Consider the following 19,130-nt stretch of genomic DNA (forward strand, 5'->3'; position numbering starts at 1 on the left):
GTAAAATGGTTATATTTTTTCAGTATCTATAACCTCCGAATATGCATATAAATCGTGCTGGTGGTATCGGCCTTAAGGGATTTATGAATTCATTTAATTGGGATAAAAACTTTGAAACAGGCATTGGTGTTGTAGATGAACAGCATCAATATCTTGTTGGTATTATCAACCACTACGGAAATCTGTTGTCAGAGAACACTATCTCTATCGACGACATAAACGTCGCTTTACTCGATCTCACATGCTATGCCGAATTTCACTTTAAAGAAGAAGAATCTTTGATGAGAGATTGCGGTGTGTATGAGCGACACATTGAAGAGCATATCAAAGTGCATCGTGTATTTATGCAAGATATCTACAGTATGCAAGCTTTCATCATGGAAGAAGATCAGTCGTCAGCACGGCAGTTACTTGATTTATTGATCCACTGGCTTGCTTACCACATCCTCGGCATCGACCAAAACATGGCGCGACAAATGACCGCGATAGAAGAGGGCGCGACACCTCTGCAAGCCTTTGAAGCGGAAGAAAAGCAGCAAGATTCTGCGACTGTCCCGCTGTTGGCTGCGCTTAACGGCCTGTTTGAACAAGTCTCTGAACGAAACAAACAGTTGTTACGCTTCAACCAGTTACTCGAAGATAAAGTTGAGGAACGTACGGCAGAATTAAAACGAGCGAATAAGAGACTTGAAGAACTGTCATTAACCGACTCTCTTACTAATTTGCATAACCGTCGTAGTGCTTTTAAACAGTTAGCGCTGCATTGGCAAGACTCCAAAGAACTGGGCATGCCTTTAGTGTGTATTATGATTGATGCCGACCACTTCAAGCGCATTAATGACACCAGCGGCCATGATGCAGGCGACTTGGTGCTACAAACCCTCTCGCGTGAACTGAAAAACACGTTCCGTAATGATGATATTGTTTGCCGGTTAGGTGGCGATGAGTTCTTGGTTATTTGCCCAAACACCGACCTTAAAGGTGGGATGTACATCGCGGAAACCGCTCGACAGAAAGTGTCTGAATTAGAGGTTGAAACCAGTCATCAAGTTTGGATTGGCAGTATTAGTGTCGGTGTCGCTGAAATGACCCAAGAATTCGAAACCATGAACGAATTGATTAAAGCGGCGGATGAGTCCGTCTATTTAGCAAAAAACGCAGGGAAGAACAGCGTTTGTTCTATTCAGATCTAGCCTTCAGGTCATTTCCAAATTAAGAAGTGGAACCTGTAATTGTTCCACTTCTTCCTACTCCTCATTAATATCCTGTTAAATTTGCCGTGTTTTTAGGCAATAACTTGTTCTTTTAGCGATTCAATTTGGCATTGGTTGCGTGTTTGATTACTATGTGTAGCTATCTAAAAAAACTAATCATCCGATACGGACACTACCAACTGGTAGATGAGGAAATGATGCAACATCTAGAAGAGATCATTGCTAATGCAACGACTGCTATTGATACAGCAGATTCGTTAGTCGCACTTGATGAAGTGCGAGTTCAGTATTTAGGTAAGAAGGGTGAACTCACTCTTCAACTACAAAGCCTAGGTAAACTTCCACCTGAAGAGCGTCGCACTGCTGGTCAAGAGATCAACAAAGCGAAAGGTGCTGTTCAACAAGCGATCGCAGCTCGCAAAGACGCACTACAACGTGCAGAGCTTGAAGCGAAACTAGCTGAAGAAACTATCGATGTGAGCCTACCAGGTCGTCGCATTGAGAACGGTGGTCTTCACCCAGTTACTCGCACTGTTGAGCGTATCGAACAGTTCTTTGGTGAGCTTGGCTTTAGCACTGAGTCTGGCCCTGAGATCGAAGATGCATTCCACAACTTTGATGCACTAAACATCGCAGACGATCACCCAGCTCGTACTGATCACGATACTTTCTTCTTCAACCCTGATCTAATGCTACGTACGCACACTTCTGGTGTTCAAATCCGTACGATGGAAAACGGCAAACCGCCTTTCCGCTTCATTGCTCCGGGTCGTGTTTACCGTAACGACTACGATCAAACTCACACGCCAATGTTCCACCAAGTGGAAGGTATGTTAGTTGATGAGAACGTAAACTTCGCACAACTTAAAGGCATTCTTAACGATTTCCTTTGTAACTTCTTTGAAGAAGAAGTTGAAGTGCGTTTCCGTCCTTCATTCTTCCCGTTCACAGAGCCTTCAGCTGAAGTTGACGTGAAACGTAAAGATGGCAAATGGCTAGAAGTTCTAGGCTGTGGCATGGTTCACCCTAACGTACTTCGCTCTGTTGGCATCGACCCTGAGAAATACTCTGGTTTTGCATTCGGTATGGGTGTAGAGCGTCTAACGATGCTTCGTTACGGCGTAAATGACCTTCGTGCGTTCTTCGAGAACGACCTTCGTTTCCTTAAACAATTCAAGTAATCCGGGGCAGTCGAAACTATGAAATTCAGTGAATCTTGGCTACGCGAGTGGGTTAAACCTGCAATTAACAGCGAAGAGCTAGCTCACCAAATCACTATGGCTGGTTTGGAAGTTGACGATGTAGAACCTGTTGCTGGTGAATTCACCGGCGTTAAAGTAGGTAAAGTGGTTGAGTGCGGTCAGCACCCAGACGCAGACAAACTACAAGTAACTAAAATTGATATCGGCGAAGAAGAGCTGTTAGACATCGTATGTGGTGCATCTAACTGTCGTCTTGGCCTAACTGTAGCAGTAGCAACAGTTGGCGCAGTACTGCCTGGTAACTTCAAAATCAAGAAAGCAAAACTACGTGGCGTTCCATCGCACGGCATGCTTTGTTCTTTCTCTGAGCTAGGTATCGACGTAGAGTCAGACGGTATCCTTGAGCTGCCAGAAGGCACAACGCTAGGTATGGACGTACGTGAGCTTCTTGAGCTTAACGACGTAACTATCGATGTAGACTTAACAGCAAACCGCGCAGACTGCTTCAGCATCCGTGGCCTTGCTCGTGAAGTTGGCGTACTAAACCGCGCAGACGTTACAGAGCCAACAGTTGAAGCTGTTGCAACAAGCATTGAAGACACAGTATCTGTTGAAATCAAAGCAACTGATGCTTGTCCACGTTACCTTGGCCGTGTGGTTAAGAACGTAAACGTGAAAGCGGAATCTCCAATCTGGATGCAAGAAAAACTGCGTCGTTGTGGTATCCGTTCAATCGACCCAGTTGTAGACATCACAAACTACGTGATGCTAGAGCAAGGCCAACCAATGCACGCATTTGATCTCGCTAAGATCGAAGGCGGTATCGTGGTTCGTCTAGCAGAGCAGGGCGAAAAGCTAACACTTCTAGATGGCAACGAAGCTGAACTAAACAGCAACACGCTTGTTATCGCTGACCAAAACAAAGCACTAGCAATCGCTGGTATCTTTGGCGGTCAAGATTCAGGTGTTACTACTGAAACGACAGACGTACTTCTTGAAGCAGCATTCTTCGCACCGGATCACATCCGTGGTCGCGCACGTGCTTACGGCCTTCACACTGATTCTTCTCTACGTTTCGAACGTGGTGTTGATTCAACGCTACAAGCAGCAGCTATGGAGCGTGCAACACAGCTTCTAGTTGAAATCTGTGGTGGTGAAGTTGCGCCAGTAAACGGCAGCGAATCTGAAGCCTCACTTCCTAAAGCAAACGTAGTTGCTCTACGTCGCGCTAAGCTAGATAGCCTACTAGGTCACGAAATCCCATCTACAGACGTAGTGGAAATTCTTACTCGCCTAGGTTGTAACGTTGAAACGACAGACGCTGGCTGGACGGCAACGTCTCCATCTTGGCGTTTTGATATCGCAATCGAGCAAGACCTAATTGAAGAAGTAGGTCGTATCTACGGTTACGATAACATTCCAAACCAAGCGCCTAAAGCGGCACTTAAAATGAATGACCACAAAGAAGCTGACCAACCGCTTAAGCGCGTTCGTGACCTTCTTGTAGACCGTGGCTACCACGAAGCAATCACATACAGCTTCGTAGAACCAGAACAGCAAAAACTGGTTGTACCTGGTGTTGAGCCGCTAATCCTGCCATTCCCAATCTCTGCGGATATGTCAGCAATGCGTCTTGGCCTAATCCAAGGTCTACTAAACACAGTTGTTCACAACCAGAAGCGTCAACAGTCTCGCGTTCGTCTATTCGAATCAGGCCTACGTTTCATCCCTGAAGCAACGGCTGAAAACGGCATGCGCCAAGAAATGATGCTTGCGGGCGTTATCTCTGGTACTCGTGGCGAAGAGCACTGGGACATTGCAACTAACACTGTAGATTTCTTCGATCTTAAAGGTGACCTAGAAGCAGTTCTTGAGCTTTCTGCAAACGAAATCGCATACAGCTTCAAAGCAGCTAAGCACCCAGCACTTCACCCAGGTCAAACTGCGGCTATCGTCGTAGACGGCAAAGAAGTGGGTATCATTGGTACTGTTCACCCAGAACTAGAGCGTAAGTTTGGTCTTAACGGCCGCACTATCGTATTCGAAATCGAATGGGCAGCTATCAACACTCGCGTGCTTCCAGAAGCAGTAGCCGTATCTAAGTTCCCTGCAAACCGTCGTGATATCGCAGTAGTTGTTGACGAAGCAGTAGCTTCTGGCGACATCGTAGAAGCGTGTATCGCTGCTGGTGGCGAATTCCTAACAGGCGCTAAACTGTTCGACGTATACGTTGGTCAAGGCGTTGAAGAAGGTAAGAAGAGCCTAGCAATCGCACTTAGCCTACAGTCTGTAGAGCGCACACTTGAAGATGCAGACATCGCTGGTTCAGTAGATGCTATCGTAGCTTCAATCTCAGAGAAATTCGGCGCAGCACTTCGCGACTAATCTCTTCTGATAGATAGAAAAACAAAGGCCTCGCATTGCGAGGCCTTTTTTGTTTGTGTGTAGCGTCCTAAATATGGTTGACACATTTCCAATATGAAATTGGAGAGTGTCATGAAAACAACAAGTAGACGTACTCAACGAGATTATTCTCTTGCCTTTAAATTGGCAGTCGTAAGCCAAGTTGAAAAAGGCGAAATGACTTATAAGCAAGCTCAAGAGCGTTATGGGATCCAAGGTCGCTCTACCGTTTTAGTTTGGCTTCGCAAACATGGTCAACTAGATTGGTCTAAAGGAATAGAACAATCGAGAGCGTTAACTCAAACCCCAGAGCAACGAATCAAAGAACTCGAGCAGCAATTAGAAGAGACTCAGCTCAAAGCTGAGTTCTTTGAAGCGGTTGTAAAAGTCATGGATCGAGATTTCGGTGTCCGAATCTCAAAGAAGCGCAAGGCCGAGTTATTAAGGAAAAACGGTCAGAAAGTTGACCGTCACTAAAGCTTGTCACTTCATAGGTATTACACATCAATCTTCTATGAGTATAGATGTATTAGAATTACTTGTTAAATCTGGCTAAATAAGATTAAGACTTTAGTCAGTATTGAATTAAAAAAATTAATATCTAATTAAAGAACGACTTCTATAGGAAGGGAGCAATAGCTCCCTATATGCACGGCTAAAGCGTTAAGTGACTTAAATCATATGGTTCATTTGAAAGGTCATCAATAAAACCTTGGCTTGTTATATCAAGGATTTCGCTCGATTCTATGACCTGATGATTTGCGAACATGATTAAATTTTCGAGGTTCATAGGATAGTCAAACTTCTTTTCATACAAGAGTGCTATTAAAGCCGAGCGATCTATCCTAAAAAATTTTTTAGCTAAATCTATATCATTATCAAATATGTCGATTATCGGTTGAGGTAGAGGTTTATCATCTAGTCTCAACCTGAGTTTTTGTCTAAGCATCGACTCCCAATTGCGCTGCTTGTAATGTCCATATGCTATTTCTTCAAAGATTTTTATCATAGTCCATTCATTGGTTTCAAGAGATGCATAAATACCATTGAGCATTCGAGTCTCTTCGGGAAAGTTGACCCAATCTTTTTTGCATTTATATCTTAAGTCATGCTCAACCTCGTGCCACCCCTCAGATAGTACAGTACGTAATTGGATTTCAAACGTTGTGTCAACTTTACCGACTAATGTTGGTGGGAGTTCATAGTTCATTCGGGAGGGGACGTCATAAACTAAGTTATACCTAACAGGTTTAAACGTCGTAGCTTTAGCTCTATCAATACTTTGGTCTTTTTCGCGTTCATTGAAGAGTGCGCTTATTGCATTGTGAGCGACCAACACGTCATCAGGGAAATATAGAACGATGCGGATCCCTATCATATCTTGTAACTTCTTGGACACGCCATATTGGTCATCACTACTTAGTTTTTTATTAATAGACGTAAAACTTTTTACACGACCAAAAATACGAAACATTATTCCCATTTGATCCAAAGCTTGAGATATTTCGGCTTGGATATCTTTTGAAGTCACATCTGCAGGATACTTCATTATGCTTTCCCTAACATTTGTTTTATCTCACCCATTCTTTGTGGGTTTACCCCGACATAAGATCCATCATTTGCATCAGTCAAAAGGCCATCTCTTTTTAGCTTCTTGATCTCTTGAGTGATCTCGCGTTTGGAGTAACCTTGAGACTGAAGCTTATAAACGGTAACTAATGGTATATGAACTCGTTCACAACTATTTGACCCAACAGGGAAGAAACGTCTAAATATGTTCAATGTTAGATCACCAATGCTTTCCGCTTCTTCTTCTACATGGCACTCTTCAAGTTGGGCAATAAAGTTGTTAGTTGAAGTACAGTTAAGGAATTCCAAGGTGTTGGATTCGATAGCATCTGATACCAACTCACAATTATAAAATTTGCAATTGATAAAGGTAGCGTTCTTAATATTGTCGATGTGAAATATTACAGACGAAAAACTACAATTACTGAATGAAATATCTTGTACACAAGTCTTTTCAAAAAAATCAACATTATTAATATCGATTGAATTTACGGAAGTCTCGTTATATGTGTCATACAATATTTCACCAAGCATTTTTATTTCATATGACATTCTATCCGACTCAGATAAAAACTCAGACATCGGTTCTAACTTATTCCATAGAGTCGCACGTTCATTATGAGTTCGTGCTCTATATGATGCAATCGCTGGTTCAACAAATCTTTCGTCACTAGCTAACCATTCGCCTTGATATTCTAAAACTGACTCAGCGATATAGTTACCGAAAACAAATTCGTTTATAAACTCAATTCTCCCATCGCCCTGATTGCTGCGGTCAAAAAAAGCATGAGTAGCTAAAGTTGTCGCTAAGCCATCCAATGTTGGCCTATCTTTAGCTGCGTATAACCGGCGAGTATCTTCAAGAAGTTTTGTACATTTAGATTTTAAAAGGTCAACTATTTTTTCTTTACTATCCGATGTGTAGTTATGTTCACACATATGAGAAGCAACAGTTGTAAGTAATTTGGTTTGTTCATCTGGATTCATTGGTAGCTTTTGGCGTTCCATTTCTCTTTCAAGCATTGCTATAAAATAGTGAGAAACCACTTTCTCAGGCGTTTTTAGTAATTCATTAAAGGAATCAATAGCAAGTGCACGTAGGTAAGCAAGCAATACTGGATTTGAAAGCTGGTCTAGATCCAGCCCTGCATCCTTAAGTGCCATGCGCCGAGGTTCGGATAGCCAGTCTTCTATCCGTGGTGACTGGATACGGTAGCGTTTAAACTTAAATTTGTCTTGATATTTGTCTATCCATTCGTTGAACACACTGCCGTCAAAAATCGCCGCTCTACGTGAAGTTATAATTACTTTTGCATTGCGGTCTAGCAATTCGCTGATAGTTTCTAGCATTGGCTCTGCGTTGTCGTAATCTTCTTCAGATGAATCTCCAGAGTCGTCGCTTAATAGTTCGTCAAAACCATCTAAGACCATGACAATCCGCCCATTTTGAAGCTCATCAATGACAACGTCAGACTTAACTTGACTAAACGCTCTATCTACTTCGCGAACGAAAACGTGGCCAAAGACTCTTGCCTGCCTATCTCTAGAAAACTCTGTAAAAAAGGGTATTGGAGCGTCTGTTTTTTTTGCTAATTGATCAATTATTTCGTAGGAAGTACAAGTCTTTCCGAACCCCGCGGGAGCTTCTACTAATATTAATTGTGAACCTGGATCATTAAGGTCATTAATAATGTCATCAACAATCGATTCGTTGTCATGTCTAACCAAGGCTGAATCAACACTAAGAGAAAACGGGGCATTTATGTAATTATAAGAAAGCTCTTCAGCTTCAGGGAAGCTGCCTAATATTGAATTTACGTAATTCGCATATTCATCTTTAATTCGACTCTTCCAGTGCACTACATCAAAAAAACCTTCAAATAGACCTCGTTCTATTTGTTCAATTGTATCGTATTTGTTTCGCTTTATAGATACCCCGTGTGATTCAAGATCTTTAACTTTCTTTTCTATATCTGTTGAGTCGTGGTTGCTTTCTGCAACTTGAACAACTTCGGCATTATGAAAAAAACCAGATTTGAATGTAAACGTAAGGTATGAAGAATTTGAATAAGCTTTTTTGTATTCAAAACCATAGCGCTTAAACTTATCTACTACTTGAGTGCAATTTATTGTCATCGGTAAGTCTCTTAAAGAGTATTTTGCCGATATTACATAAATTGCACCTGCACATAAAGGCATAAGTGTGTAGGTTTGTCGCGTTTGAGATCTAACATTTAAAATTATTATTTTTTATAAATTATCTATTAATAACAGTTGGATGGATTGTTGAGAACACTTTAACAGTGTGTGAGAAATTAGTGTCTAGAAAACTAGTCGATTCATTTAGAAGTAACGATTTAGCTAGACCAAAATGGTGGAGCTCTGTTGACTCTTAACTAACCTTTAATGTTCGAAAATCACCCTTGACCCGTCTACAACTTCACACTTTATAGTGCTTATATTGATTGAGAGGGGCGCTTTCTATGTTCCCTCCAAAGTAAGTAGAGAGACACTATGAAACGTTTAATTCTAAACATCACACTCTTGGTATTCATGGTGCTTGGTAGCTTTAATGCCATGGCTCATGATTCAACGGTTAAGTACGGTATTGCGATATCTCACGATGGTGAGCAAATTGCGTATGGCAAAAGTGGGAGTGGGGAGACAGCGCTGATCTTCATTCACGGCTGGAGTTTAGACAGTAGGCTGTGGCAAAACCAAGTGAGCGAGTTTTCAAAGCAGTATCAAGTGATCACCATGGATTTAGCAGGGCACGGTAACTCATCGTTCAATCGCGGAGAATACACCATGGTCGCGTTTGCTGAAGACATCAAAGCGGTAATCGAGAAAGAACAACTCGAATCCGTCATTTTAGTCGGGCATTCCATGGCGGGTGGCGTAATTGCAGAAGCCGCTAAACTGATGCCGAAAAGAGTGAAGGGCATTATTGGTGTCGATACATCGCAAAACGTTGTACTAGCGGTATCACAAAGCGACCTAGATGCAATGACCAAACCTTTTGAAGCAGACTTCCAAGCGGGCATTACTATGTTTGTGAGAGACTCGCTACCAAAAGATGTAGACGCGGATTTACTTTACTGGGTAACGCAAGACATGGCATCAGCACCGCCAGCTATCGCGATAAATCAGTTCCGCCATTATCTAGGCCAATACGTCACAGGTGAAGCACACCGCGTGTATGAGAACGTGAATGTGCCAGTCATATTGGTCAACGCTCGCCTATGGCCAACAGATTCAGAAGCGAACAAGAAACACATCAAGGATTACAGCATTTACTACATTGAAGACTCAGGCCACTTCCCAATGCTTGAGCAACCACAGCAATTCAACACAACGTTGATGAAAGCGATTAAGTCAGTGAAGTAGGGTGGTTACACGTGAGAATAGGCTGATAATCCCCTCCTAACCTCCCCTTGGTTTACATCTCCAATCTCTTGTTGGTAATAAGAAAGGGGAGGAACTGAATACCGATCGCTACATGTGCTGCTATATGTTCAGCGGCAAAGAATGTTCTCTCCCTAATTCTTATATCTCAAGAGATCGGGTCACTCCATTCGAGGGGGAGCTAGAGGGGGAGGCTTTGGTCTACTAGAGCCGTTCAACACAACGTTGATGAAAGCGGTTAAGTCAGTGAAGTAGCGTGCTGTAGTTGTTAATAGATGGATGTAACCGTTGGTAGATAAAACTAAGGCCTCGCGATTGCGAGGCCTTTTTGTTTCGGGGGAAGATAAAAAATCAAACTCTTAGCAACTTTTTAGTTGTTTAATCTTTAGAACCCCAAAAAAATTGTCCTACTCCAAAGTTCTTAACTATCGGCCTATTCGGTGATTTCAATGAAATTGTGATGTAGGTTCAAGTGGAACTCATAATCATAAGCTACATATATAAGTGGACTTATAATCGGATAAATAGGCTTGCCAGTTGGTCAACTAATTCAAACTGATAAATCTTACGAAGACCACTGGTTGAGTAAATTAATTAAAATAGTTATTTAATTTTACAGTGTTATAAAAAATCGAGAGAGTACTATGGCTAGGTTATTCATATTTAATTTTGATGGTACATGCAATGCCCCCGAAGATGCAGAGCAAGCAATCAATGATAAAGGAGTAAGTGAAGACAATAGTATAACGAACATACTAAAATTTCATATCTTGTGTGGTGGTTCGTTGGTTAATCAAGGCCAAGGATGGGATTCTTCAGTACAGCATTGCTATTACTTTGCTGGAGTGGGTACATACGGAAGTGCACTACAAAAAGCATGGAATACTATATTTTCACCTGAGGGCTGTGACGTCAAACATATTCTTAATCAAGCACTTTCGGAGTTTGAAAAAATAACATTTGACGATCGAGCTGATACACTATTAGTTACTGGATTTAGTAGAGGAGCCGCATTAGCTCGACGATTTGCCAAACTCATTAGCGATAAAGTTGCCGTGCCTTGTATATACGAAGCTGTTTTTGATACTGTCGCTTCTATCAGTACTCCTAATATGAGTAAGTATCAGCGTCCTAAGTCTGAGGTGGTTTTTGAAGATCATTCGTTACCAAATAATGTAATTGAAGCATTACATATAGTGTCATTAGATGAGAAACGAAGAGCTTTTCAACCGACTTTAATGAATTACGAGAAGAAAATGTGTGAAATATGGTTCCCTGGAGCACATGCGGATGTAGGCGGTGGGTATCAAAAGGATGGTTTATCGGACTCTGCAATGCGTTTTTATCTAAATTGGATTGAAAGATGGCAGCTTAAGATAGATATTAAAACAGCTAGGGAAGTAAAATACTCGGAACTTTTACCTAAAGAAATAGATTATAAAATATGCTTAGACGACATGTTGATCAATCCAAATCCTTGTGGTTTAAATCATGAACAAAGTCGTTGGTTTCCAGTTAGCTTTGTTACCTTATGTGACCGATTATGCTGCGTCATAGAAAAAGATAAAGTTTCAAAACAACATAATCCGATAATTCATTGGTCTATATCTGAACGAATCTATCGTAATGAAGATTACAGACCTATGTCCCTCAAAAATGTTAAGCATAAGGTTATGTATCAAGATTTTGAAAAGATAGAATGTTCAGGAATAACACCCCATATCGAATTACCACAACAACGACTAACCGTACTTAGTTTAGGTGAAAGTAAAATTTTAACTGTTTTTGCTGCTGAAAAAATTAACCGTACAGGCGTTTTTCTTGAGGTGGGTAAGCGTTATAGATTTGAAACTAATACTGCAGAATTATGGTATGACGCTTCAATTGCATGTAGCGCGGCGGGGTGGGATAGACTTGGAGTTACTCTTGGGTTGAAAGAGGTAGCTATCGCTACAATGGAACCTTTTAGGCGAGTTTCTAATGCTAAATGGTTTGAGTTATGCGCTTCTATAGGGAGTGAAGACCGAGAAACGTTCAGAATCGGATTAAACGAGAATTACTCTCCTTTAACGTCAGGTGAACTATGTCCATTTGCAAATGACTTGGAGTGTTTTTATGGTAATAACAAAGGGGCTATTCATTGTACTATAACGCGCATCGAGTAAATAACGGCTCCCAATTGATGCGAATTATCAATGATAATGATAGAGATTTGTATTTAGGTACTAAGTCAAGGTGGTTTTTTTTGTGGATTGTGTTTTAAGGTAGTGTGATAGTAATTTAAATTACCAATATGTAGCAAGGAAATTAAATCGGTGGTGATTTATATTAACTAGTATATTTCGCAATTTGGATTTATATAAAATAAAAATGGCGACTTCCCTTAATAATATAGAAGATATAACTTATATTTTAGAATGGAAATTTATTTTTTAACTACACTCGTATCCGCAAGAGTAGTCCAATTTTCCTCAGTGAACTTATTCGTTATTAGTAATTCATAACGACCATTTTGAGTTGTTAGACCCAACTGCCCTAACAACTCCTCGTTAATCTGAAGTAACACATCAGAGTTTACTTTATCATTCAAATACCCAACAACAAAAGCTTCCACTTCTAAATTAGGCGGGACTGGGTTTTCAATAAAAATTCGATCACCTATTTGGTATCCGCTTCCTTTTTCATGAGCTTTATTTATTCTGACAGAGTTATTCTGACCAGTTCTAACCGTTGAGTATACAACTTTTGCTCTAAATGAGTTGGCAATCCTATTAATCTCCATTTGATCAATTTGTTCAGCCCATGCCTTTGCTGAGGATACCCAGTCTTCTATCGCTTCTATGGATTTCAAGTTAGTTTTATACTTGTCATCAAAATCACTTATTGAAGCTTCAAACTGTCGATTTAGATCCTCAACCTTGGATAGCTCATTAACACGATCTGACCAATCACTTCCGTGGTGTATAGATATTGCCTTTTCAACGACTGTGATCCGTTTGTCAATATCAGCATAGTTTTGATTTAATTCATTGATAGTAAAATAAAACCCACCAGCAGAGAAAATAAGTGCCACAACACCTAAATCAGAAAACCATGATGGTAATTTTAGAGCCATAGGTTCTTCCTTAATGGGAAAGCAACTGTAGTACTCTCCACCATAGAATTTGAAAATATTATATACCTTTGCTAAAGGTAGTTGAGTTGCGGAAGTATAGATCAGCTAATAACTCAGTTGGTGATAGTTGTCACAAAATATTCAAAGCGACTTGGTATCATCTATGTTTATTCTAGATTAGTAGCATGCTCGTTTGTGGCGCTCTTTAATCCTAATTGTTTTAAATATTTAGGTAACATAAGATATTGGGGACTTATACCTTATTGGTAGTACCCTATAGATTTTGATACACACTACACTTGTTAAATTACTTTCGGGTATTGTAATGCCTTTTTGTGTTCTGTAGAGCGAGCGAAACAAAGTGGCAGATACACGTGAGAATCAGATAAAAATCCCCTCCTAACCTCCCCTTGGTTTACATCTCCAACCTCTTGCTGGCAACGAGAAAGGGGAGGAACTGAATACCGATCGCTACATGTGCAGTTATATGTTCAGCGCCAAAGAATGTTCTCCCCCTCAGTCGTGTATCTGAAGATATCGTTTAACTGCATTTGAGGGGGAGCTAGAGGGGGAGGCTTTGGCTTACGAGAACCATTCAACACACGTTGATGAAAGCGGTGAAGTCAGTGAAGTAGGGCTGTCGCCACTGGTTTGATAGATAAAACTAAGGCCTCGCGATTGCGAGGCCTTTTTGTATTCCGACAAAACTAAATATTAATCGAGCCTAGCGAAAGCTTGGGATAATCGCTGGAATTCCCGGTAGAAGGCCAACCAGCGCCATTACGCCACTTAGTACAATAAACATGATGCCAGGCAATACCCAGCGGCTCATTTTACTCAGTTCACTACTACGTTCTTTACAACCGACTAAGCCTAAGTTATCTAACAGCATGGTGAGAGCCCAGCCAAATGCAGGGTTAACGAGCGCTGAAGAGAACACAACAATCGCTGCCGACTGTGTGGTTTTTCCTTCACGCGTCATTTCCATTCCAGCTTCTAGCAATGGAACAAATACCCCAACAATCAGCGCCACACACAGTACAGGTTGCCAGATAGCTAAATCCATCGGGTAGCCCCAAACAGCAGCGATAATACAGAACAGAGCTGTGAGCAGCGCGCCAGCAGGAATAGGGCGTTTAGCTATCGCCGCTGGTACGATGTAAGTACCCCATGAAGATGTAAAGTTAGTACCGCCAAGCAGAGAACCGAACGTTTGACGAATTGATGCCGTGGTCATGGTGTCGTCGATGTTCATGTGTACTTTTTCGGTACGTTCTGGGTAGCTGATCTTTTGGAATACTTGATGCCCTAAGAAATCCGGTGACCACATCGCTACGGCTAGAATCGCAAACGGCAATACCACCATGAAGTGTTCAATCGTCGGTAGGCCTAGCATCCAACCTGTATCTTCTCCCCACCAATACATAGGGTTCATGTTGGGCAAGCCTGGCTCAGTGTGGAAAGCAAATGGGGCGCCCATGGCAAATGCAATCGTACCACCCAACAAGCAGCTAAGAGGTACTGCTAACCAACGTTTGCGGAAGTGTTCCAGTAGCGCGTACAAGATAATGGTGCAAAAGATCACCACAAACGCGATGTGGCTCATACCGATTCCTTCAGCCCAAGCGAAAAGCTTTTTCACTTGAGAGGCGGTTCCAACAAAGCCGAGGTAGAGCAATAAGCCGCCACACACGCCTTTACTGGTGAGGTTGGCCAACATGCTGCCACCTTTACTGATGGCTAAGATGAGGCCAAAAGCGCCAATCAACAGGCCAAACGCCATCGGGTGTCCACCTGCTGCAACCACAATCGGAATCAAAGGGATAAGTGGGCCGTGGGTCCCTGCGAGGTTTGCAGTCGGCAATAAAAAGCCAGAGAAAATAATAATGAAAACAGAGGCGATGAGCAGTTCATAACGAACGTTTTCTAGAATGAAGTCTTCATTTAATCCGAGAGCCCCAGCAAAGGTGGCTGCAATCGCGCCCACCATAACCACTTTACCAATGGTCGCCGCCATCGCTGGGATGGTGTCTTCTATCTCAAATCGATAATCTTTAAACGGCAAATTTGGACGCCAGCGCTTAGGCGACATGATTTGCAATTCGTGTTCTAGATACTGTTCTCGGGATTCAAACTCTGAGCTTGGTTTATGTTGTTGTTCATAGGTGAGTTCATCCTCATTGGCTTGAGGCTTCTCTGTTTGTATATGTGCGGACTCTAAAGTAGTGCTCATTTTGATTCCTTTCGTTCACACTCTTAGGTGTGTTATTCCAACAAACGTTGTTGACTCACGGTATGAAGCGCAAACAATGCGTCAACTTATAATTAAAAACTCATTAACATTTAGTTGTTAGTACCTTATACCAAACCAAAAAAAACAAATAGACTCAGTCGGTTAGACATTAGTCGTAGAGTCGGACGACTAGTATTAGACCCTGTAGATAGTATGCGTCTGGTTATTTGTAGTCCCTTAATTTATCCCACGTTCTGCACTTGATAGTGATAGAATCTCCGCATTAGAGTTATCGAGAAACTAGGTATTTATAAACAATGTTTATCCATCACGTAAACGGCATCGACTGGCTGGTGATTACAGCTTTTGAAGAACTGAAACCGATGTTTATCGAAGATGCTGGTCCTATCCCAGCTTACTTCTCTACCACCAGTGAGTTGAGCCTGATTGATCAAGCCAAGCGCAGCTATGGGTTTTTGCCTAAACTCCGCGGTGTGATTACCGACACCGGCACGTATCAAAGTGAAAATCTTGAAGAAGACTTGAACCCACAGCTTGCGTGTATCGTTGAAGGGCGTGGTCGGGTTTTTATCTATCACGGCGACTACGTGGCTTTTGTCGATGACGAGCAAACCTTCATTACCCGTATGGACTGAGAGTGATTCAGTGAGTTGAGATCGGCGAATTGGTAAATCGGCGAGTTAGCCCACCTAGAATTTAAAACTAAAGGATTAATATGATGGCAAAAACGATCTCATTGGTACTTGGCAGTGGTGGCGCAAGAGGCTTGGTTCACGTTGGAGTCATCCGCTGGTTAATTGAGCATGGCTATCAGATAAAATCCATTTCTGGCTGTTCAATTGGCGCACTTATCGGTGGTGTCTACGCTGCGGGCAAGTTGGATGAATTTGAAGAGTGGGTCACCAGTATCGATCAAGGTGATATGGCGATGTTGTTGGACTTTTCATGGCAGTCGAGTGGTATGTTCAAAGGGGACAAGATCATCGACACTCTGCGTGGACTGATCGGCGAGATTTCAATTGAAGATCTGCCCATCCCTTATACCGCAGTTGCCGCTAACGTCGCCGATGAAAAAGAGGTTTGGCTGCAATCAGGTTCTCTGTTTGATGCCATTCGCGCCTCTATCTCTTTGCCACTGTTCTTGACCCCTCACGTTATCAATGGAGAAGTGCTGATTGATGGCGGCGTTCTTAATCCCGTACCGATTGCGCCTACCTTTGGTGATAATACAGACTTTACTCTGGCTGTGAACTTAGGTGGTGAACCCGAAATGCTTCAACAGGAAGTGATACCGGTTTCCCTACCAACAAAAGAGAGTAACCTGCATGAGAAGGTTGTTCACTTTATCGATAATCTCGGTAACAGTGTAAAAAGTAAAATGAGCTTCAATTTTGCTGCTTACGACATTGCCAACCAAGCGTTTGATGCGATGCAATCGACCATTGCTCGCCAGAAGCTGGCCGCTTATCCCGCCGATATTACGCTTGAGATCCCACGTAATGCTTGTGGCACCTTAGAGTTCGATCGCTCACAAGAGATGATAGACAGAGGTTACCATTTGGCACAGGCTAAACTGGGCAATCGACTTTAATGTATTTGCTGCTGAATGAGGGTAACTATGGAAACTGAACTCAAACTATCTGAACTCAAAGAATTGGTCACAACAAAAGATGTCATCGTGCTCACCAGCATAGAAGAGCCTGCTGTATCTTGGTTGATAGATTGCTATCAAGAGAATGCTGATATCCAAATTATCGAGAACGCACACCAACTAGATACTGAAGCGATTTTGTCGCAATGCAGAAGCAGCCTTAACGAAAGTAAAAAGGTCATCCTTACAGCGCAGTTTCGTAGCCAACTGCCTATCATCAATATCGCTTCACTGTGTAATGAGAAGCGCAAATCATTGATCAATATTGAGCTATCAGGCTGGGATGAAGACAAACGCGTTCCTCATTCTTACAGTAGTTTCTAGCTTATATTTGTTGCTAGCTTATATTTGTTGCTAGGTAACTGCAGTTTTTAGGTAACCGACAGCGTCTCTATAACCAGAGCAGTTCAACACAAGGTTGATCAAAGCGGTTAAGTCAGTGTCCGGAATTTGTTGACCACTACAGGGTGGTTGTATCGAATCAGGAGTAGAAAAGTCTCTTGAGATTTTACTTGTCTAAATTGTGCTTAATTATTTGTTCCACCACACCATTCATCGTCCTTGAGCTAATCTCCGGTTTCAAATACAAGGAATGATACTCAACTCCTGTTCGGTCTATATAGGCTGCTTGTAAGCCAGCGGATAGCGCACCATGAGTGTCCCAATCATGAGTAGCGACAAGACGAAGGTTTTCGACAGGCTCTTTTAAAGTTTCGGCTGCAAAGTTATACACATCTGAATTGGGTTTGAAACTGCCTGTTTCTTCAACGGAAATGACGGTGTCGAAATAATCTTCTAAGCCTGAGTTCTTGATTTGAGAAGTGATGAGATCGAGGGATGAGTTGGAAAAAGCGACGGTTTTAAACCCGTTCGCGCGCAATTTGAGCAAAGACGCTTTGATATCTGTGTGCGGTGGTAGATTGGCAAAAGAAGTTAACAAGGCACCTTTGCTTTCCGGCGTTAAATCACACTTGTACCGTTGTGCAATAGCGTTGAGCGCTGCATTCGCTAATTCAGAAAAAGTAGATTTTACGTTTGTTGCGATGCAAACCGTTGAAGAGTGTAAAAGCTTTGAAAACCAAAGTGATAATGCATCCTCCTTTCCAAACACCGCTTTAAATTTAGGCTGTAATGACTCCAAATTTAAAACCGTTTCGTTTATATCAAAAAGTATCACTTCTTTTTTCATGCAAAGCCCCCAGATTTAATTGAATTTTATGCTTACATAATCTGCTCTGACGATATGGTTTTCAACCTCCATTCAAGTAACTAAAGCTTTGCTCTCTAATTTGAAAAGAAGCTGGAATGCGTCAACGACAACCCGCCAACTCAAATCTGGCGTTGCTTTATGAGTATCATGCAACGCCAAATCTGAAACGATTTAGCTTAATTTGCGGCTTCGATGGTGCCTTTGAAAGTGCTGTCTAAAAAGTCATTGATCTCTTGTGAGTGGTAAATTGAGATAATCTTTTTATACGTTTCATTATTTTTGTCTTCTTCTCGCGCCGCAACAACCATCACTGCTAAAGGTGCGTCTTTTTTCTCTAAGTAAATGCCTTGTTTCTTAGGGTCGAGTCCAGCCGACATTACATAGTTCATGGTGATTGCAGCAGCATCTACATCGTCAAGAGAGCGGGGGAGCTGCGCGGCATCCACTTCAACAAATCGAATGTTCTTCGGGTTGCTAACAATATCGTTTAAAGACGCGTTGAAACCAGCGTTGTCTTTTAATGAGATCAGCCCTGCATCTTCAAGCAGTAATAGTCCACGCCCGCCATTCGTTGGATCGTTTGGAATCGCGATTCGAGCGTTTTCGGGAATAGAATCAAGCGAAGTGTACTTGTTCGAGTAAACGCCCATACGCATCAAAATTGAACGTCCGATAGAAACTAACTGGCTATCGTGATTGGCATTAAAGTTATCGAGGAATGGCTGATGCTGGTAACTGTTCAGTTGGATACTTCCATCATCTAATGCTGCGTTAGGGGTGATATAGTCTGAGAACTCGACGAGTTCAATGTTTATCCCTTGCTTTGCTGCTTCTTTGGCAACAGCTTGTACAACTTGTGCATGTGGGCCAACTGTCGCCCCAATCTTGATGACAGCCTCGTCTTTTTTTCCACATCCTGTTACACCGAATACGAAAGCTAATGCCAACAGGGATGCTGTGATTTTTTTGTAGCTGTTCATGATAACTCCATTTAATAAATAAAAGACATGTAGACGTCTAGCTATCTATATTATCTATTTGCGCGATCGGGTCAATAGGTTTGTTTGAAGCGAAGTTACATTGATGAGCGGTTAAGTCAGTGAATCA

Annotated in this window: 14 protein-coding genes and 1 pseudogene; 9 read left to right on the top strand and 6 right to left on the bottom strand. The window is 42.0% G+C overall.

Annotation, left to right across the window (positions count from 1 at the left end; translation table 11 throughout):
• The first annotated feature begins 83 nt into the window (after positions 1-83).
• The 4 genes and pseudogenes from AB6E54_RS02210 to AB6E54_RS02225 form a co-directional block, all read left to right on the top strand.
• Complete coding sequence (locus tag AB6E54_RS02210) at positions 84-1,193, top strand: GGDEF domain-containing protein (RefSeq protein ID WP_029235308.1); 1,110 nt, start codon at positions 84-86, stop codon at positions 1,191-1,193.
• A gap of 218 nt (positions 1,194-1,411) precedes the next feature.
• Positions 1,412-2,395: a phenylalanine--tRNA ligase subunit alpha gene (gene pheS / locus AB6E54_RS02215; protein ID WP_004734764.1), complete on the top strand. Its 984-nt coding sequence runs from the start codon at positions 1,412-1,414 to the stop codon at positions 2,393-2,395.
• 18 nt (positions 2,396-2,413) lie between these two features.
• Entirely contained in the window at positions 2,414-4,801 is a 2,388-nt protein-coding gene (gene pheT, locus AB6E54_RS02220) for a phenylalanine--tRNA ligase subunit beta (protein ID WP_372106230.1), read from the top strand.
• Positions 4,802-4,912: 111 nt separating this feature from the next.
• Positions 4,913-5,357: pseudogene (locus tag AB6E54_RS02225) on the top strand (IS3 family transposase); the annotation flags it as partial.
• A 117-nt stretch (positions 5,358-5,474) separates the two neighbouring features.
• Here AB6E54_RS02225 and AB6E54_RS02230 read toward each other — a convergent pair.
• Both AB6E54_RS02230 and AB6E54_RS02235 read right to left on the bottom strand, forming a co-directional pair.
• Positions 5,475-6,368 (bottom strand): RelA/SpoT protein, encoded by an 894-nt coding sequence (locus tag AB6E54_RS02230; RefSeq protein WP_123326002.1) that lies wholly within the window; start codon positions 6,366-6,368, stop codon positions 5,475-5,477.
• Positions 6,368-8,524, bottom strand: coding sequence for an NACHT domain-containing NTPase (locus AB6E54_RS02235; protein WP_372106231.1), 2,157 nt, complete (start codon positions 8,522-8,524; stop codon positions 6,368-6,370). The genes AB6E54_RS02230 and AB6E54_RS02235 overlap by 1 nt, the downstream gene beginning before the upstream one ends.
• Before the next feature lie 378 nt (positions 8,525-8,902).
• Here AB6E54_RS02235 and AB6E54_RS02240 point away from each other — a divergent pair, with 378 nt between their 5' ends.
• Both AB6E54_RS02240 and AB6E54_RS02245 read left to right on the top strand, forming a co-directional pair.
• Positions 8,903-9,775 (top strand): alpha/beta fold hydrolase, encoded by an 873-nt coding sequence (locus tag AB6E54_RS02240; protein ID WP_372106232.1) that lies wholly within the window; start codon positions 8,903-8,905, stop codon positions 9,773-9,775.
• Positions 9,776-10,437: 662 nt separating this feature from the next.
• Positions 10,438-11,958 (top strand): DUF2235 domain-containing protein, encoded by a 1,521-nt coding sequence (locus tag AB6E54_RS02245; RefSeq protein ID WP_017061457.1) that lies wholly within the window; start codon positions 10,438-10,440, stop codon positions 11,956-11,958.
• A gap of 260 nt (positions 11,959-12,218) precedes the next feature.
• On the opposite strand, the gene AB6E54_RS02250 is transcribed toward AB6E54_RS02245, so the two are convergent.
• Together AB6E54_RS02250 and AB6E54_RS02255 are read right to left on the bottom strand one after the other, a co-directional pair.
• Complete coding sequence (locus tag AB6E54_RS02250) at positions 12,219-12,908, bottom strand: hypothetical protein (RefSeq protein WP_017061458.1); 690 nt, start codon at positions 12,906-12,908, stop codon at positions 12,219-12,221.
• Between the two features lie 724 nt (positions 12,909-13,632).
• The gene (locus tag AB6E54_RS02255) at positions 13,633-15,141 is read right to left on the bottom strand and encodes a DUF3360 domain-containing protein (protein WP_017065456.1); all 1,509 of its coding nucleotides are present in this window, start codon (positions 15,139-15,141) and stop codon (positions 13,633-13,635) included.
• A 317-nt stretch (positions 15,142-15,458) separates the two neighbouring features.
• Here AB6E54_RS02255 and AB6E54_RS02260 point away from each other — a divergent pair, with 317 nt between their 5' ends.
• From AB6E54_RS02260 to AB6E54_RS02270, 3 genes are all read left to right on the top strand, one after another.
• Positions 15,459-15,797, top strand: a complete 339-nt coding sequence (locus AB6E54_RS02260) for a hypothetical protein (protein ID WP_004734781.1) — start codon at positions 15,459-15,461, stop codon at positions 15,795-15,797.
• Between the two features lie 83 nt (positions 15,798-15,880).
• A complete protein-coding gene (locus AB6E54_RS02265; protein ID WP_372106302.1) occupies positions 15,881-16,753 on the top strand; it encodes a patatin-like phospholipase family protein in 873 nt (290 codons plus the stop codon).
• A gap of 15 nt (positions 16,754-16,768) precedes the next feature.
• Positions 16,769-17,137 (top strand): hypothetical protein, encoded by a 369-nt coding sequence (locus AB6E54_RS02270; protein ID WP_372100830.1) that lies wholly within the window; start codon positions 16,769-16,771, stop codon positions 17,135-17,137.
• A gap of 184 nt (positions 17,138-17,321) precedes the next feature.
• On the opposite strand, the gene AB6E54_RS02275 is transcribed toward AB6E54_RS02270, so the two are convergent.
• A complete protein-coding gene (locus AB6E54_RS02275) occupies positions 17,322-18,002 on the bottom strand; it encodes a haloacid dehalogenase type II (RefSeq protein WP_372106233.1) in 681 nt (226 codons plus the stop codon).
• A 197-nt stretch (positions 18,003-18,199) separates the two neighbouring features.
• Positions 18,200-19,003 (bottom strand): MetQ/NlpA family ABC transporter substrate-binding protein, encoded by an 804-nt coding sequence (locus AB6E54_RS02280; RefSeq protein ID WP_017059075.1) that lies wholly within the window; start codon positions 19,001-19,003, stop codon positions 18,200-18,202.
• Between the last annotated feature and the right edge of the window lie 127 nt (positions 19,004-19,130).

This window comes from Vibrio sp. 10N.247.311.49 (assembly GCF_041467655.1).
Classification (GTDB): domain Bacteria; phylum Pseudomonadota; class Gammaproteobacteria; order Enterobacterales; family Vibrionaceae; genus Vibrio; species Vibrio crassostreae_C.

What these genes read in the sequence shown, in the direction of transcription:
- AB6E54_RS02260 (WP_004734781.1), top strand. Translation starts at nt 15,459, where the DNA reads ATGTTTATCCATCACGTAAACGGCATCGACTGGCTGGTGATTACAGCT.
- pheT (WP_372106230.1), top strand. Translation starts at nt 2,414, where the DNA reads ATGAAATTCAGTGAATCTTGGCTACGCGAGTGGGTTAAACCTGCAATT.
- AB6E54_RS02265 (WP_372106302.1), top strand. Translation starts at nt 15,881, where the DNA reads ATGGCAAAAACGATCTCATTGGTACTTGGCAGTGGTGGCGCAAGAGGC.
- AB6E54_RS02255 (WP_017065456.1), bottom strand. Translation starts at nt 15,141, where the DNA reads ATGAGCACTACTTTAGAGTCCGCACATATACAAACAGAGAAGCCTCAA.
- AB6E54_RS02270 (WP_372100830.1), top strand. Translation starts at nt 16,769, where the DNA reads ATGAGGGTAACTATGGAAACTGAACTCAAACTATCTGAACTCAAAGAA.
- AB6E54_RS02230 (WP_123326002.1), bottom strand. Translation starts at nt 6,368, where the DNA reads ATGAAGTATCCTGCAGATGTGACTTCAAAAGATATCCAAGCCGAAATA.
- AB6E54_RS02250 (WP_017061458.1), bottom strand. Translation starts at nt 12,908, where the DNA reads ATGGCTCTAAAATTACCATCATGGTTTTCTGATTTAGGTGTTGTGGCA.
- AB6E54_RS02245 (WP_017061457.1), top strand. Translation starts at nt 10,438, where the DNA reads ATGGCTAGGTTATTCATATTTAATTTTGATGGTACATGCAATGCCCCC.
- AB6E54_RS02275 (WP_372106233.1), bottom strand. Translation starts at nt 18,002, where the DNA reads ATGAAAAAAGAAGTGATACTTTTTGATATAAACGAAACGGTTTTAAAT.
- AB6E54_RS02240 (WP_372106232.1), top strand. Translation starts at nt 8,903, where the DNA reads ATGAAACGTTTAATTCTAAACATCACACTCTTGGTATTCATGGTGCTT.
- pheS (WP_004734764.1), top strand. Translation starts at nt 1,412, where the DNA reads ATGCAACATCTAGAAGAGATCATTGCTAATGCAACGACTGCTATTGAT.
- AB6E54_RS02235 (WP_372106231.1), bottom strand. Translation starts at nt 8,524, where the DNA reads ATGACAATAAATTGCACTCAAGTAGTAGATAAGTTTAAGCGCTATGGT.
- AB6E54_RS02210 (WP_029235308.1), top strand. Translation starts at nt 84, where the DNA reads ATGAATTCATTTAATTGGGATAAAAACTTTGAAACAGGCATTGGTGTT.
- AB6E54_RS02280 (WP_017059075.1), bottom strand. Translation starts at nt 19,003, where the DNA reads ATGAACAGCTACAAAAAAATCACAGCATCCCTGTTGGCATTAGCTTTC.